The sequence below is a fragment of the Aeromicrobium stalagmiti genome, from assembly GCF_013283745.1.
GTDB lineage: Bacteria > Actinomycetota > Actinomycetes > Propionibacteriales > Nocardioidaceae > Aeromicrobium > Aeromicrobium stalagmiti.
Genome location: NZ_JABSTZ010000001.1, coordinates 530,994 through 546,790 on the forward strand (window position 1 = coordinate 530,994; position 15,797 = coordinate 546,790).

The window sequence follows — 15,797 nt, forward strand, 5'->3', positions numbered from 1 at the left end:
TCGAGTGCCTCGACTCCGCCGAGGCCGCGCGGCTCGGCTGATCAGCTGACGACGAACCAGACAGCGCGCACGAGCTCGCCGGTGGTGTTGCGCAAGCGGTGCGGGACATCGCCGCTCAGATGAATCGCCTCGCCGGCGCTCAGCTCGCGCTGCTTGCCATCAATTTCGACAGTCAGCGTGCCCTCAAGAACGTAGCCGTAGTCGTCGCCCGGGTGACGCTGCGGCGAGTCTCCCGGCGCCGAGTCGGACCCGGGGTCGTACTCAGTCAGAAGGAACTGGACGTGGTGATCGGCTGGCATGTCGGCGAGGCGCTTCCACCTGACACCGTTCTGCAGCGTGAGGTACTCCGCGAACTCCGCAACGCCCTCCTTGTCGGTCAGCGTGCGCTGACGCGTCACGGGTGCAGGTGAGCCGTCGCGTGTCGTGTCGACACTGCTGCCAAGCAGCTCGTCGAGCGAGAGGTTGAGCTCTGACGCGATCGCGAACAGCGTGTTGACCGCGGCCTTGCTCTGGCCCAGCTCGAACTGGGACAGGAACGACGCGGAGACCCCGAGCTTGCGCGCCAGGGCACGCACGGAGATGCCTTGACGCTCACGCTCTGCACGAACGTTCTGCCCGACCGTCGCGCCGAGCTCGCCGTTGCGCCGCGGCGCGGCCCCCCCGTTGGTTGTCATGCGCGCGACTCCAGTTCGGTAGGCGACGCCACCAAGCCTAGACCGTCGCGGAGCCTGAACTTCTGAATCTTGCCGCTGGCGGTGCGGGGCAGCTGCATGACGATCTCCAAGCGCTCGGGACTCTTCTGGACGGCAAAGCCTGCCGCAAGCAGATGGGCTCGCAAATCGGCAAGGTCGGGCGGGCCCATCTCGGTCGGCACCACAAAGGCACAGGCGCGCTCACCCAGGCTCTCATCGGGATAGCCGACGATCGCAACCTCGGCGACCGCGGGGTGCGCCAGCAGCGCCCACTCAACCTCGCCAGCACTGTACTTCTCTCCGCCCCGGTTGATGATGTCCTTGATCCGCCCGGAGATCCGCAGCAGTCCGTCGTCGTCGATCGTCGCGGTGTCGCCGGTGCGGAACCAGCCATCCTCCGTAAAGCTCGCCTCGTTGAGCGAGGCGTCGACGTAGCCGAGAAACAGCTCCGGGCCCCGGGCGAGCAGCTCGCTGACACCCTCCTCGACGGCCCGCACCGTCATCTCGTTGCCACCGATCACGCCACCCTCGCAGTCGGCCGCGGCGTCAAGATCTCCGAACGGGTCGGCCATCGCCAGTGTCGGCAGCTCGGTCGAGCCGTACGTCCGGATGACCGCGGCGCTCATGACCGCGTGGGCGCGGCGGACGAGGTCGGGCGGGATGTCGGCGCCGCCACAGATGAACGTACGCAAAGACGATCGGGGCGCGGTCGACGCGGCGTACGTCTCGGTGAGCCCCCGCAGAAAGGGCGTTGCGCTGACCGTGAAGGTGCAGCGCTCCTCCTCGATCAGGCCCATCGCGATCTCCGGCTCCCAGCGATCCAGGAGCACTGCGGCGGCACCGATGTCGGCCGGCAGCACGATGGCATACGACAGCCCGGTGATGTGACTGAGCGGCGACGGCATGAAGATCCGATCGATCCCGGTTAGCCGGCACGCGTCACGGATACTGGCGCTCTCGGCAAGCAGCGTCCGATGGCTGTGCAGCGCCCCCTTCGGCGCCGAGGTCGTGCCTGACGTGTAGAGGACGAGGGCGATGTCGTCGGGCTCAACGGTGACCTCAGGCGAGGGCCCGGACGACTGCATCGTCTCGAACGGTCGGATCCCCGGGAGATCGCTGCCCATCCGCACACCCACGACGAGCAGTTCGGGCGCGAGCTCACGCAGCTCGGAGGCGTGGTGGTGGCCGCGGTAGGTCTCCGGCGCGACGAGGACCGCGGGATCGGCCTCGGCGATGATGAACGCCAGCTCGTGGCCGCGATAGATCGGCACTACCGGCAGGACGACTCCACCGGCGAGCCAGGTCCCCCACACCGCAACGACCGTCTCCCACCAGTTGGGCAGCTGGATGAGCACGACGTCGCCCGTCGCCAGGCCACCCTCGCGCAGGGCCGCTGCGAACGACTCGGAGCGGGACAGCAGCTCGGCGTAGGTCAGCCGCGTCGTGCCCTCGATCAGCGCCTCGTCACCGGGGTGTTCCGCAGCGACACCCCGCAGACGACCGGGCAGCGTCGCGGCAGGCAGCGACGCCGCGAGGTCGTGCGGGCGGGTGGCGATCAGCACGCCATCACCTCCCGCACCGCGGCGACGATCTCCTCCGGGCCGGCCTCCCACTCACGCTCGAGCACCGGAGCATAGGGCGCCGGCGAATAGCTCGCGCCCACCCGGACGACGGGCGCGTCGAGCGACCAGAACCCGGGGCCCACGGCCATCGCAGCAATCTCGGCGCCGACACCGAAGTCGGTCACCGCCTCTTGCGCGATGACCATCCGGTTGGTCCTGGCGAACGAGTCGAGGATGGTCTCGCGGTCCAGCGGGACGATCGTGCGCAGGTCGATGACCTCGACGTCGACACCCTCGGACCGCAGAGTCTCGGCCGCGGCGAGCGCATGGGTCACCATGCGCGACCACGCGACGAGCGTGACATCCGTGCCCGAACGGACGATGTGGGCCTTGCCGATCGGGAGCCGGTACGACTTGTCGGGCACCGGCGACTTCTTCTCGTACAGCAGGCGGTGCTCGATGAACACGACGGGGTTGTCGTCCTCGATCGCGCTCCGCAGCAAACCGTACGCATCGGCACCCGAGCTCGGCATCACGACGGTGAGTCCTGGGATGTGCGCGAGGATCGCCTCGAGGCTCTGTGAGTGCTGGCTGCCGGACGACCGGCCGGAGCCGAACTGCGTACGGACGACCATCGGCACGGTCACCGCACCGCCGGTCATGAGGCGCAGCTTGGCCGCTTGGTTCATCAGCTGGTCGAGGCACACACCGAGGAAGTCGAGATACATCAGCTCGACCACCGGCCTCAGCCCGGCCATCGCCGAGCCGACGCCCAGCCCCATGATCGCGGTCTCTGAGATCGGGGTGTCAAGCACACGACCCGGGTAGGACTCGGCCAGCCCGCGCGTCAGGCCGAACACATTGCCGCCGGCCACGTCGATACCTGCAAGGAAGACCGCGGGATCGGCTTCAAGCGCATCACCCAGCGCCTGGCGAATGATCTTGGACTGCGACGCGACCGGGCGGTCGACGCCGGGCCGGGGCGGCTCCGGCACATCGCGGCGCGGGGCGTAGACGAAGTCGAGCGCGGACTCGACCGGTGGTGCGGCCGAGGCGCGGGCGAACTCCTCAGCATCGTCGACCGTGGCGACCGACTGCTGCTCGATCGTCACGAGCTTGTCCTCCGAGACGCCGCGATCGAGCAGCCGCGATCGAGTGACGGTCAGCGGATCGGCAGCGGCGATCTCGGCAGCCATCGTCACAGGATCGCGGTAGCGCTGCTGATCGCCCTCGTAGTGACCGTGCACCCGTACCGTCGATGCCTCGACGAGAACCGGGCCGACACCGAGCCGGACGTGGTCGAGCACGCCGCGCATACCGTCGGAGACCGCCTCGACATCATTGCCGTCAAGCGTGACAGTCGGCATCCCGTACGCCAAGGCGCGCTGCGCGATGGGTACGGGATGCTGGTCCTCAGCGCGGGAGAACTCCGAGAAGCCATTGTTCTCGCAGAAGAACACCACCGGAAGCCGCCAGAGAGCGGCGAGGTTGAGCGCCTCGTGGAAGGCCCCGGTCGCCACCGCGCCGTCACCGAAGAAGCAGACCACCACGTCGCCGGCGCCCTTGGCGCGCTGCGCATGTGCCGCACCGACCGCGATCGGCAGCCCAGCACCGACGATGCCATTGGCGCCGAAGATGCCAAGGCTCGGATCGGCGACATGCATCGAGCCACCCCGACCGCGACAGGCTCCGGCCTCCTTGCCCATCAGCTCGGCAAGCACCCGGCGGGGCTCGAGGCCCTTGGCCAGGACATGCCCGTGACCACGATGCGTCGACGTGATGACGTCGTCGATGCGGGCATGCAGCAACGCACCGACAGCGCAGGCCTCTTGGCCGATCGAGGTGTGGACGAAGCCCGGGATCGCGTCCTTCGCATACAGCGCGGCGATGCGTTCTTCCATGTGTCGGATGACCAGCATCCGGCCGTATGCGTGCAGCAACTCGTCGCTGTCCATGCCTAACCCTCCTCGGTCCGGTATCCGGACAGTAGCCCCGCGATCCACGCATGTCCAGTGACACTTGACAGACTTTTCTGTCCAGTAGGGCTTGACACCGATCGGAATCTGTTGTCCAGTATCACTTGACAACACCTGTGACGCACGTCACCAATAGCACAAGGAGGCGCAGATGCGCCGAGAAGAAGTCGAGTTCCTGAGCGAGGGGACCACCGTTCGCGGCTGGCTGTACCGGCCCGAAGGCTCCACCGAAGACGTGCCGGCGGTCGTCCTGGCTGGCGGCTGGTGCTACGTGCGTGAGCTGGTCATGCCGTACTACGCCGAAGCCTTCGCCGAGGCCGGCATCGCCGCCCTCGTGTTCGACTATCGCAACCTCGGCGTCTCCGATGGTGAGCCGCGCCAGCATCTCGACCCGACGGCACAGATCCGCGACTACCAGAACGCCGTGAGCTTCCTCGAGCGGACGGAGGGAATCGACGCAGACCGCCTCGGCGCGTGGGGCATCTCGTACTCCGGCGGACACGTCCTGGTCCTCGCCGCCACTGATCCTCGCGTCAAGGCCATCGTCAGCCAGATCCCGGTCGTCGACGGATACCGCAACATGCGCCGCATCCACGGCACGATGGGCTGGCGCCGGCTGTGGAGCTCGATCCTCGAGGACCGTCAGCTCAGGTATGACGATCCGTCCAAGCGGCTCTATCTTCCGCACGCGTCGGAGGATCCCGAGAACGAGCTGTCGGCATGGCCGTTTCCCGAGACCAAGACGACGTTCGCCCAGCTGCAGGCGACCGAGGCCCCGCTCTACCAGAACCTCAGCACGATGGAGTCCGTCGACCTGCTGCTCGACTACGACGTCAACTACTTCGTCGACCGCATCTACGACACGCCGTCACTGATGATCGTCGCCGAGGGCGACGACCTCACGCTGTGGGACCTCGAGATCGAGAGCTTCAACTCGATCCCGACCCACAAGAAGGAGCTCGTGGTCCTTCCGCACACGTCTCACATGACGCTCTACAGCGATCGGGACAAGCTCGCGGCGGCCGCCGCGCACGCCACCACGTGGTTCGTCCGGCATCTGGTGCCGGAGAAGGCCACCGACTGAAAGCCGCCCCACCACGGTCGACGCGCACGCGAAGATCCCCCACCCGGCCCCCGGCCACCTGCACAAAGGACCCACATCATGGCTTCAACCGAATCGAAGATCGTCGACTATGCAAAGAACGGGCCGTTCGCCAGCCCGGTCTCTCGACGCTCGTTCCTCGCCGTCGCGGGCGCTGCCGGCATCACGCTCGGCGTGGCCGCCTGCGGTGGCAGCACGAGCGAGAGCGGCGCTGCCGGGGGCGGCGCTGCTGCCGGCAAGGTCAAGGAGAAGGCCTGGATCCAGGTCACCACGCTGTCCAATGACTTCTTCGTCGCCTTCAACGACGGTGGCAAGCAGGCCATGAAGGCGCTCGGGGTCGAGGTGGCATCGCTCGAGGACCAGGGCAACGTCAACACGGCCTTGGGTCAGGTCGGCAACGTCAAAGCTGCAGGCGGCAAGTCGATCTTCGGCACCCCAGCAACCGAGGCGCAGGCCGCGGCCGTCACGAAGGCGGCCCAAGCAGCCGGGATCCTGTACGCCAGCTCCTACACAGCGCCGGCTTGGTACACCCCGGCTGACGCCGACAAGTGGGTCCGATTCATCACCCCGATGTCGACCAAGATCGCTGCAGCCACGGCAAAGGCGCTGTTCGACGAGGTCGGCGGCAAGGGCACCATCATCCACGTCCCCGGACAGAAGGGCTCGTCGGCAGACGACCAGCGAACGGCTGGCCTCAACCAGACGCTCAAGGACTACCCGGACATCGAGATCGTCACGGCCTCGCCGGGGAACTGGACCTCGGAGGATGCCCGCAAGTCGTTCACCAACATCCTGCCCAAGGTCAAGGACTTCGTCGGGGTCTTCGCCCAGAACGACAGCGAGGCGGCGGGTGTCATCGCCGCCCTCGAGGCGCAGGGGATCAAGGACAAGGTCGTCACCGGCTTCGACGGGAACCAGCAGAACGTCGAGTACATCCGGGACGGCAAGCAGTTCCTGACCAGCGCCACGATCGGCGGCCTGACGGCCGGCCTGCTCGGCGTCACGACGTTCGACGCACTCAACGGCGTGAAGTTCTCCCTGCCCGAGACCTTCCTCGCCCAGGGTGCCCTGCTGGTCAAGCCCGACTCGGCAGCCAAGGTGTTGGACTCGATCTATCAGAAGCAGCTGCCATTCGATTGGGCGAAGATGAGCAAGGCGCTCAACCCGGACTCATGGGATCCGCAGACCGTGCTGAACCCGATCGACCCCAAGGAGTACTACGCCGGCGTCAAGCAGGACCAGTACAAGCTCAACTCGGCCTGGGACGACGCGGACATCGAGGGTGTGCGCAAGACCTACGACGCGGCATTCAAGACCGGGCCGCTGTTCGAGTTCAAGAGCGATCTCGTCGCCTGATCCATGTCATCCACGTCGACGATCGAGCTCACCGGAGTCTCCAAGGCCTATGGCCCCGTCCATGCCCTGCGCGATGTCTCGCTCGAGGTGCGGCCCGGGGAGGTTCTCGGACTCATCGGTGAGAACGGCGCAGGCAAGTCGACACTGATCGGAGTGCTCAGCGGTACCGTTCGGCCCGACGCGGGGACCATGCGCGTCCACGGGCAGGCGGCGCCGCTGGGCGACCCCCGGGCACTGAACGCGCTTGGCATCTCGGTCGTCGTGCAGGAGCAGGCACTCGTCGACTCGCTCCGCGTCTACGAGAACATCTACCTCGGTCGCGAGGGTGCAGTCGGTGGACGCGGCCCGGGCCGCAGGGGTCGGCTTCGCGCCATGGCACGGCAGCTGCTGGAGGATCTCCACATCACCGACATCGACATCAACTCCGTCGTCGTCGACCTGTCCTACCCCCAGCGCCAGCTGGTCGAGATCGCCAAGGCGTTCTCCCGTACGCGTACAGGCGCAAAGGCGCCGGTGATCCTGTTGGACGAGCCGACGAGCGCCCTGAGCGAGACCGAGGTGGAGATCCTGTTCGACCTGGTCGAACGCTGGAAGGACAGCGTCTCCTTCATCTTCGTCTCTCACATCCTGCAGGACGTCCTCAAGATCAGCACCCGCCTCCTCGTGCTGCGTGACGGCCGCGCGATCCAGACCTTGCCGAACGTCGGGGTCTCCGCCGAGCACCTGCACGAGCTGATGGTTGGCACCGAGCGCAGCGCCGACTACTACCGCGAGGACGAGCAGGGCGGTGCCAGTTCCGAGGCGCCCGTCATAGAGCTGCACGGCGCCGGCATCCTCGGCGAGTTCAGAGACGTCGATCTGGCGATCCGCCCCGGCGAGATCGTCGGCGTCGCAGGCGTCATCGGCTCCGGCAAGTCCAGCTTGGCGGCCGCCGTCGCCGGCGCCGAGAGGTTGCACACCGGCACGCTCCTGCTTGACGGCAAGCCGTGTATGCGCTGGAACGTCGCCAAGGCCGTGCCCGAGGGCGTCCTGTACGTCCCTCCCGAGCGAGCCCACGACTCGCTGTTCACGACCACGTCGATCCGGGCGAACATCTCGATCGGCTTCCTCGACCTGTTGCGCTCGCCGTGGACCCGATTGATCCACCTGGGCGAGGAGCGCAAGCGGGCGGCCGAGCTCGCCCAGCGCCTGCAGATCAAGACAGCTTCCCTGAGCACTCCGATCGGTGAGCTCAGCGGGGGCAACCAGCAAAAGGCCGTGTTCGCCAGGTGGCAGGGCCGCCCGTGCCGCGTGCTCGTCCTGAACGATCCGACGCGCGGGATCGACGTCGGAACCCGCGAGGAGATCTACGGCCTGATCCGCCACATGGCTGCCAGCGGGATCGGCGTGCTGTTGTGCGCGGAGTCGCTCGAGGAAGTCATCGGCATGTCCGACCGGATCATCGTCATGAAAGACGGAGTCGTCAGCGCCGAGCTGTCGTCGTCCACCGCCGCCAAGCCGACCGAGGTCGACGTCATCAAGCACATGATGTGAGGAACACAGTGACCCAGACAATGACCCCCCCGAAGTCCCCAACGCCGCCACCGCCGCCGGGCGGCGGACCACGTGCGACCCTGGCGCGCCTCGACCAGTACCGCAACGTGCTCGTGCCGACCGTCGCCGTGATCGCCCTGGTGATCTACTTCCAGTCGCAGACCTCGTCGTTCGTCTCGGCCGACTCGGCGCAGAACATCCAGCGCCAGATGGCATTCCTGACCGTCGTTGCCCTGGCCGGCACGTTCGTGATCCTGATCGGCGGCATCGACCTCTCGGTCGCTGCCAACGCGACGCTCGCCGGGATCCTGATCGCGACGTGGATCGATGACTTCGGCGGACCGCTCGCCATAGCGATGGTCATCGCCGTCGGGGCGCTCGTCGGCCTGGTCAACGGCATCATCACCACGTGGCTCAAGGTGCCATCGTTCCTCGTGACGCTCGGCATGATGTCGATCCTCAACGGCATCTCCAACTCGATCTCCGACGGCGGCCCGGTGTCCTACCAGTCCACTCTGTTGCAGAAGCTCATCAACGACTCGACGATTCCCAACGTCCCGAATGGCGCGCTGATCGCGGTCGTGCTGACGGCCATCGCCACGGTCGTGGCGTTCGCCACCCCGTTCGGCCGTCACTTGTATGCCGTCGGTGGCAATGAGCGCGCCGCCGGGCTGAGCGGCGTGCGTGTTCGAGCGGTCAAGCTCGCGGTGTTCGCCCTGGCGGGTGCGGTCGCGGCGATCGCCGGCATCATCTTCACCGGCCAGGCCAGCACAGGTGTCCCGATGGGTGCCGATGCGAGCCTGCTCAACTCGATCGCTGCAATCGTCGTCGGTGGCACCGCGCTTTCCGGTGGGGTCGGCGGTCCGCACCGCACGCTCTTGGGTGCTCTCGTGATCGTGCTGCTGAGCTCGGGAATGGACATCACCTCGGTCGATCCCTACACACAGCTCATCGTGAAGGGCGCGGTCGTCATCGCGGCAGTCGCGCTCACGATTGACCGGCGCCGATACGGAATGATCAAATGACCGGCCGCATGCAGGGAAAAGTCGTCTTCGTCACTGGCGCCGCACGTGGACAGGGTCGCAGCCACGCGGTCCGCCTCGCGGAGGAGGGCGCCGACATCATCGCGATCGATCTCTGCGAGGACACCCCTGACGTCCCCTATCCGCTGGCGACCAAGGCGGACCTCGACGAGACGGTTGACCAGGTCGAGGCGCTCGGTCGCCGCATTGTCGCAAGGGTCGCGGACGTGCGTGACTTCGATGCGATCGCCTCAGCGCTCAAGGACGGCGTCGACGAGCTCGACCGACTCGACGCCGTGGTCGCCAACGTCGGCATCAACAGTCCGGCCCCGGCCCACGAGATCACCGAGGAGCAATGGCACACCGTGATCGACATCGATCTCGGCGGCACATGGCGCACTGCAAAGGCGGCCATCCCCTATCTCATCGACCAGGGGACAGGCGGCTCGATCGTGCTGACCAGCTCGGCGGCCGGCCTCAAGGGCTACGCCAACATCGCGCACTACACCGCTGCCAAGCACGCGATCAACGGCCTGATGAAGACCATGGCACAGGAGCTCGCCGAGCACCACGTACGCGTCAACACCGTCAACCCGACCCAGGTCGACACCCCGATGATCATGAACGATCCGATGTACGCACTGTTCTGCCCGGAAGCCGAGCATCCGACCCGCGAGGATTTTGCTCCGGTCTCGCTGGCCATGAACGCTCTTCCCATACCGTGGGTCGAGTCTCGGGACGTCAGCAACTCCGTGCTGTTCCTGCTCTCTGATGAGTCCAGGTACATCACCGGTGTCGCGCTGCCGGTGGATGCCGGCGTGCTCATCAAGTAGAACGACGCGGCCACACCTGTGGCCGTCCCATCCTGAGGAGGACGAACATGACAGGTCGAGTAGCAGGCAAGGTCGCATTCATCACGGGCGCCGCACGTGGACAGGGCCGCAGCCACGCGGTCCGGCTGGCCGAGGAGGGCGCCGACATCATCGCGGTCGATGCCCTCAAGGACATCGACACCGTGACGTACCCGATGGCCAGCGACGAAGACATGGCCGAGACGATCCGTCTGGTCGAGGCGACTGGGCGGCGCATCCACTCATCCCACGCTGACGTACGCGACTTCGAGTCGTTGCGGATCGCGCTCGACGCAGGTGTCGAGCAGCTCGGTCACGTCGACATCGTGTCGGCCAACGCCGGCATCTTGTCGTTCGGCTCGGCCGAGGAACTCTCGGAGGAGACCTGGGCGCAGATGATCGACATCAACCTGAGCGGCGTCTGGCGCACTGCGAAGGCGGCAATCCCTCACCTGATCCGTCAGGGCACCGGCGGGTCGATCATCCTGACAGCGTCTGTGGCCGGCCTTCGCTCGTATGCCGGGGTTGGTCACTATGTCGCCGCCAAGCACGGCGTCGTGGGGCTGATGAAGACGCTGGCGCAGGAGCTCGCCGAGCACCATGTCCGCGTGAACACCGTCAACCCGACCCAGGTCGATACCCCGATGGTGCAGCACGACGACATGTACAAGCTGTTCAGCCCGGACGTGGAGAACCCCACCAAGGACGACTTTGCTCGGGCGTCCGGTGAGACGATCCTCTACCCGGTCCCGTGGGTCGAGTCGATCGACGTCAGCAACGCCGTGCTGTTCCTCGCTTCGGAGGAGTCGCGCTACATCACCGGAGTCGCGCTGCCGATCGACGGCGGCGCCTTGATCAAGTAGCGACCCATCCTCCGACAGCCCACGCCAAGCAGACTCACCAGACCGCTTCATGCTCGGCGTGGGCTGCCGCCGTCTCTGCGCATCATGGGCTGATCCCCAGCCTGATCGGGGAGGCCCTGTTCGTAGATGAAGCACTCGTTCGCGGCGCAGCGAGCCCACCGCGAACGTCTAGGCTGCGGGCGCTCTCAGCTGGGCGGCGAGGGGGCAGTCGAAGGGATCGCGGGCGCGAAGGCCGACGTTGTTGAGGTAGTCGACGACGATCGCATAGGAGTGGAAGAGCCCGACCTCCATGTAGTCGATGCCCTCCGCCTCGCAGTGCGCCTTGACCAGCGGCTGGGCCCTGCGCAAGTTGCACCGAGGCATGTTGGGAAAGAGGTGGTGCTCGATCTGGTAGTTGAGCCCACCCATCGCCCAGTCGACGAGCGGGTTGCCCTTGACGTTGCGCGACACCATGACCTGGCGGCGCAGAAAGTCGAGCTTCATCTCCGGCGGGATGATCGGCATGCCCTTGTGCGCCGGCGCGAACGAGGCACCGAGGCAGAACCCGAACACCGCCATCTGCACGGCGAAGAAGGCCGCAGCCTTGCCGAGCGGCAGGAACGTCAGGAGGATCGCGACGTAGGCGGTCAGCCGCGTGACGACGAGAAACAGCTCGACCCGGCGCCACGGCTGGTTGGACGTCTTGTCGCGCGCGGCCCGGATGCTCTCGGCGTGCAGGTTGAGGCCCTCGAGCGTCAGCAGCGGGAAGAACAGCCAGCCCTGGCGCTTGACGAACCAGCCGGCGAAGCCGGTCGTGCGCTGGGCGACGATGCCCGGCGTGAACGCGATGGCACCAGGGCCGATGTCGGGGTCGTAGCCCTCGAGGTTGGGACCCTTGTGGTGCATGTTGTGCTTGGCCCGCCACCAGGCGAAGCTCAGCCCGGCGAACGCCCCGGCGAGGATGCGGGCGGTCCAGGAGTTCCACTTGGCCGACGTGAACATCTGGCGGTGGGCCGCGTCGTGGCCGAGGAAGCCGAACTGCGTCACGATGACGCCCAGCGCGGCAGCGAGGATCAGCTGGAACCACGAGTTGCCCAGCAGGAAGAAGCCGACCCAGATCGCGAAGAACGCCGTGACGTGGACGCCGATCTGCAGCCAGTAGTAGACGTGCTTGCGCTCGAGGAGACCCTCGTCGCGCACGGCCTTCATGAGGTCGGAGTAGCGGCTCACGTAACGCTCGTTCGGAGCCTGATCGAGCCGAAGTTCCTGGGTCATGTGCGGCCCCTTCCGGGCTGCTCGATCACGTGCCGCCCACGGCTGGCCGCCGCTGACTGGCTACGTCTCACCATCGTGGCACGACTTTGTGTCATGCACAGGTCGGGGACCTGTGAACTTGGCGAGAACAGCCGCAGGCGTCAGCCGAGCACGAGCAGCAGGTCGCCGCCCTCGGCCTGGCGGGTGCTGCCGATGACCAGACGCGCCACGGTCCCGGCGTTCGCGGTCGTGATCGCGGCCTCCATCTTCATGGCCTCGATCGTCGCGACGGTCTGGCCGGCCTCGACGCGGTCGCCCTCGGCGACGAGGGCGTGCACGACGCCCGCGAACGGGACGGCGACGTGCTGAGGGTTGCCGCCGTCGGCCTTCTCAGCGCTGGTCGCCGTGGAGCTGACCGACCGGTCACGCACCTCGGTCGGGCGGAGCTGGCCGTTGATGGTGCCGAGCACGTTGCGGATGCCGCGCTCGTCGGCGTCACCGATCGCCTCCACGCCGAACAGCAGCAGGTTGCCCTCGGACACCTCGACCTCGGTCTCGGTGCCAGCCTGCAGGCCGTAGAGGAATGCCTCGGTCGGCACCGTCGACAGGTCGCCGAACTCGGCACGGGCGGCGTCGAAGTCGCCCGTCGGTCCGGGGAACAGCAGGCGGTTCAGGGTGTGGCGGCGGACGGTGCCGGGTGTGGCGAGACCAGCACGGTCGGCGTCGGTGAGGTCGGTGACGCGCGGCTTGGTGTCGCGGCCCTGCAGCGCCTTGGTGCGGAACGGCTCGGGCCAGCCGCCCGGCGGGTCGCCCAGCTCGCCGGACAGGAACCCGATGACGGACTCGGGGATGTCGAACGAGGCCGGGTCGTCGGCGAACGCCTCGGGGTCGGCTCCGACCGCGACGAGGTGCAGCGCGAGGTCGCCCACGACCTTGGACGACGGCGTCACCTTCACGACGTTGCCGAGGATGTCGTTGGCCGCGGCGTACATGTCCTCGATCTGCTCGAACTTCTCGCCCAGGCCCAGCGCGATCGCCTGCTGGCGCAGGTTGGACAGCTGACCGCCGGGGATCTCGTGCCGGTAGACCCGGCCCGTCGGCGCGGGCAGCCCCGACTCGAACGGGGCATACAGCCGCCTCGTGGCCTCCCAGTACGGCTCGAGCGCGTTGACCGCGTCGATGTCCAGACCCGTGGTCCGCTCGGAGTGGTTGGTCGCGGCGACCAGCGCCGACATCGGCGGCTGTGAGGTCGTGCCGGCCAGGGCAGCCGACGCGGCGTCGACCGCGTCGACCCCGGCGTCGATCGCGGCGATGAGCGTCGCGAGCTGGCCGCCGGGGGTGTCGTGGGTGTGCAGGTGGACCGGCAGGTCGAACCGTTCACGCAGCGCACGCACGAGCGTCCGGGCTGCGGGCGCGCGCAGCAGGCCGGCCATGTCCTTGATCGCGAGCACGTGCGCGCCGGCGTCGACGATCCGGTCGGCGAGCCGAAGGTAGTAGTCGAGCGTGTAGAGCGTCTCGTCCGGGTCGTGCAGGTCGCCGGTGTAGCAGAGCGCGACCTCCGCAACGGCCGTGCCAGTCGCCCGGACGGCCTCGATCGCCGGCCGCATCTGGTCGACGTCGTTGAGGGCGTCGAAGACCCGGAAGATGTCGATGCCCGTCGCGGCGGCCTCGGCGACGAACGCGTCGGTCACCTCGGTCGGGTAGGGCGTGTAGCCGACGGTGTTGCGTCCGCGCAGCAGCATCTGCAGGCAGACGTTGGGAGCCGCCTCGCGCATCGCGGCGAGCCGCTCCCACGGGTCCTCCTTCAGGAACCGCAGCGCCACGTCGTACGTCGCACCACCCCACGCCTCGATGCTCAGCAGCTGCGGAGTCATCCGCGCGACGTAGGGAGCAACCTGCACCAGGTCACGGGTCCGGACCCGCGTCGCGAGCAGCGACTGGTGCGCGTCACGGAACGTCGTGTCCGTGACGCCGACGGTGTCGCGCTGGCGCAGGGCAGCGGCGAAGCCCTCCGGACCGAGCTCGGCGAGCAGCTGGCGCGAGCCGTCCGGCGGGGCCACCGAGAGGTCGAGCCGAGGCAGCTTCGCGGCCGGGTCGACGCTGGTCGGCGACGTCCCATGCGGCTTGTTGACCGTGACGTCGGCCAGCCACGACAAGATCTTGCCGGCCGGGTCGGAGGCTCCGTGCGCGTCCAGCAGGCCGGGGTGCTCCTCGATGAACGACGTCGTGACCCGGCCGGCCCGGAAGTCGGGGTCGGCCAGGAGCCCCTTGAGGAACCCGATGTTGGTCGAGACGCCGCCGATGTGGAACTCGTCGAGCGCCCGCTGCGCGCGGGTCACGGCGGCCTCGAAGTCACGCCCGCGACAGGTCAGCTTGGAGAGCATCGAGTCGAAGTGGGGGCTGACGACCGCGCCCGTGAACGCCGTGCCTCCGTCGAGCCGCACGCCCGGACCGCCCGGCGACCGGTAGGACGTGATGGTGCCGGTGTCGGGCCGGAAGCCGTTGGCGGGGTCCTCGGTCGTGATGCGGCACTGCAGCGCGAAGCCGCGCGCCTTGATCGCCTGCTGGTCGGCGAGGTCGAGGTCGGCCAGCGTCTCGCCCGCGGCGATGCGCATCTGCGCCTGCACGAGGTCGACGTTGGTGACCTCCTCGGTCACGGTGTGCTCGACCTGGATGCGGGGGTTCATCTCGATGAAGACGTAGCGACCGTCCGCACCGAGCAGGAACTCGACCGTGCCGGCACACGAGTAGCCGATCGCCTCGGCGAACCTGACGGCGTCGGCGCACATCGCCTTGCGGGTGTCACGGTCGAGGTGGGGCGCCGGCGCGATCTCGACGACCTTCTGGTGGCGCCGCTGCACCGAGCAGTCGCGCTCCCGCAGGTGCACGACGTTGCCCTGCTGGTCGGCCAGGATCTGCACCTCGATGTGCCGGGCGTCGACCACGGCCTCCTCGATGAAGCACGTCGGGTCGCCGAACGCGCCGTCGGCCTCGCGCATCGCGGCCTCGATCGACTCGCGCAGCCGAGCGGGGTCGTCGACCTTGCGCATGCCCCGACCGCCGCCGCCCGCGACGGCCTTGACGAACAACGGATAGGTCAGCACGTCCGCGTTCGCCATGAGCTCGTCGACATCGGTCGAGGGCTCCACCGACTTCAGCGTCGGGACACCCGCGGCCTTGGCGGCCGCGATGGCGGTGGCCTTGTTGCCCGTCAGCTCGAGGACGTCCTTGGGCGGGCCGATGAACGTGATGCCGGCCCGCTCGCACGCCTCGGCAAGATCGGGGTTCTCCGACAGGAAGCCATATCCGGGATAGACCGCGTCAGCCCCGGCCGCGACGGCAGCACCGACGACCGCCTCGGGGTCGAGGTAGGCCCGCACCGGGTGGCCCCGCTCGCCGATCTCGTACGCCTCGTCGGCCCGCACCCGGTGCTCGGAGCCACGGTCCTCGTAGGGGAACACCGCGACCGTCGAGATCCCCAGCTCATGGGCGGCGCGAATGGCGCGGATCGCGATCTCTCCGCGGTTGGCGACCAGAATCTTCTGGAACAACGGGACCGTCCTTCGGGAAGGGTCTTGCTCAGAGGGCTCGAGCCCTCAACCTATCC

11 protein-coding genes are annotated in these 15,797 nt (G+C 67.8%); 6 read left to right on the top strand and 5 right to left on the bottom strand.

From position 1 onward, the window contains the following. Positions 1–41: 41 nt before the first annotated feature. Genes HQK15_RS02570 through HQK15_RS02580 form a run of 3 tightly spaced genes read right to left on the bottom strand, consistent with a single transcriptional unit; the run spans position 42 to position 4,209 of the window. Positions 42–674: a helix-turn-helix domain-containing protein gene (locus tag HQK15_RS02570; RefSeq protein WP_173489860.1), complete on the bottom strand. Its 633-nt coding sequence runs from the start codon at positions 672–674 to the stop codon at positions 42–44. After that, positions 671–2,254 (bottom strand): AMP-binding protein, encoded by a 1,584-nt coding sequence (locus HQK15_RS02575; RefSeq protein ID WP_173489861.1) that lies wholly within the window; start codon positions 2,252–2,254, stop codon positions 671–673. Before HQK15_RS02575 ends, HQK15_RS02570 begins: the two co-directional genes overlap by 4 nt. Then, complete coding sequence (locus HQK15_RS02580; RefSeq protein WP_173489862.1) at positions 2,248–4,209, bottom strand: alpha-ketoacid dehydrogenase subunit alpha/beta; 1,962 nt, start codon at positions 4,207–4,209, stop codon at positions 2,248–2,250. The genes HQK15_RS02575 and HQK15_RS02580 overlap by 7 nt, the downstream gene beginning before the upstream one ends. A 172-nt stretch (positions 4,210–4,381) precedes the next feature. Between HQK15_RS02580 and HQK15_RS02585 the strand changes: the two genes are divergently transcribed. The 6 genes from HQK15_RS02585 (at position 4,382) to HQK15_RS02610 (ending at position 10,957) form a co-directional block, all read left to right on the top strand. After that, positions 4,382–5,314 carry an alpha/beta hydrolase gene (locus HQK15_RS02585; RefSeq protein WP_173489863.1) on the top strand — a complete coding sequence of 311 codons (933 nt, stop codon included), beginning with the start codon at positions 4,382–4,384 and terminating at the stop codon, positions 5,312–5,314. 78 nt (positions 5,315–5,392) lie between these two features. Further along, on the top strand, positions 5,393–6,688 hold the full coding sequence (locus tag HQK15_RS02590) for a sugar ABC transporter substrate-binding protein (RefSeq protein WP_173489864.1): 1,296 nt from the start codon (positions 5,393–5,395) through the stop codon (positions 6,686–6,688). A 3-nt stretch (positions 6,689–6,691) separates the two neighbouring features. Further along, on the top strand, positions 6,692–8,221 hold the full coding sequence (locus tag HQK15_RS02595; protein ID WP_173489865.1) for a sugar ABC transporter ATP-binding protein: 1,530 nt from the start codon (positions 6,692–6,694) through the stop codon (positions 8,219–8,221). A gap of 20 nt (positions 8,222–8,241) precedes the next feature. Then, on the top strand, positions 8,242–9,246 hold the full coding sequence (locus tag HQK15_RS02600) for an ABC transporter permease (protein ID WP_173489866.1): 1,005 nt from the start codon (positions 8,242–8,244) through the stop codon (positions 9,244–9,246). Positions 9,247–9,254: 8 nt separating this feature from the next. After that, positions 9,255–10,076 (top strand): mycofactocin-coupled SDR family oxidoreductase, encoded by an 822-nt coding sequence (locus tag HQK15_RS02605; protein WP_302477473.1) that lies wholly within the window; start codon positions 9,255–9,257, stop codon positions 10,074–10,076. A gap of 47 nt (positions 10,077–10,123) precedes the next feature. Continuing rightward, positions 10,124–10,957 carry a mycofactocin-coupled SDR family oxidoreductase gene (locus tag HQK15_RS02610; RefSeq protein ID WP_173489868.1) on the top strand — a complete coding sequence of 278 codons (834 nt, stop codon included), beginning with the start codon at positions 10,124–10,126 and terminating at the stop codon, positions 10,955–10,957. A gap of 168 nt (positions 10,958–11,125) precedes the next feature. Here HQK15_RS02610 and HQK15_RS02615 read toward each other — a convergent pair whose 3' ends face one another. Both HQK15_RS02615 and HQK15_RS02620 read right to left on the bottom strand, forming a co-directional pair. Next, entirely contained in the window at positions 11,126–12,211 is a 1,086-nt protein-coding gene (locus HQK15_RS02615; RefSeq protein ID WP_173489869.1) for a fatty acid desaturase family protein, read from the bottom strand. A gap of 140 nt (positions 12,212–12,351) precedes the next feature. Continuing rightward, entirely contained in the window at positions 12,352–15,741 is a 3,390-nt protein-coding gene (locus tag HQK15_RS02620; RefSeq protein ID WP_173489870.1) for a pyruvate carboxylase, read from the bottom strand. Between the last annotated feature and the right edge of the window lie 56 nt (positions 15,742–15,797).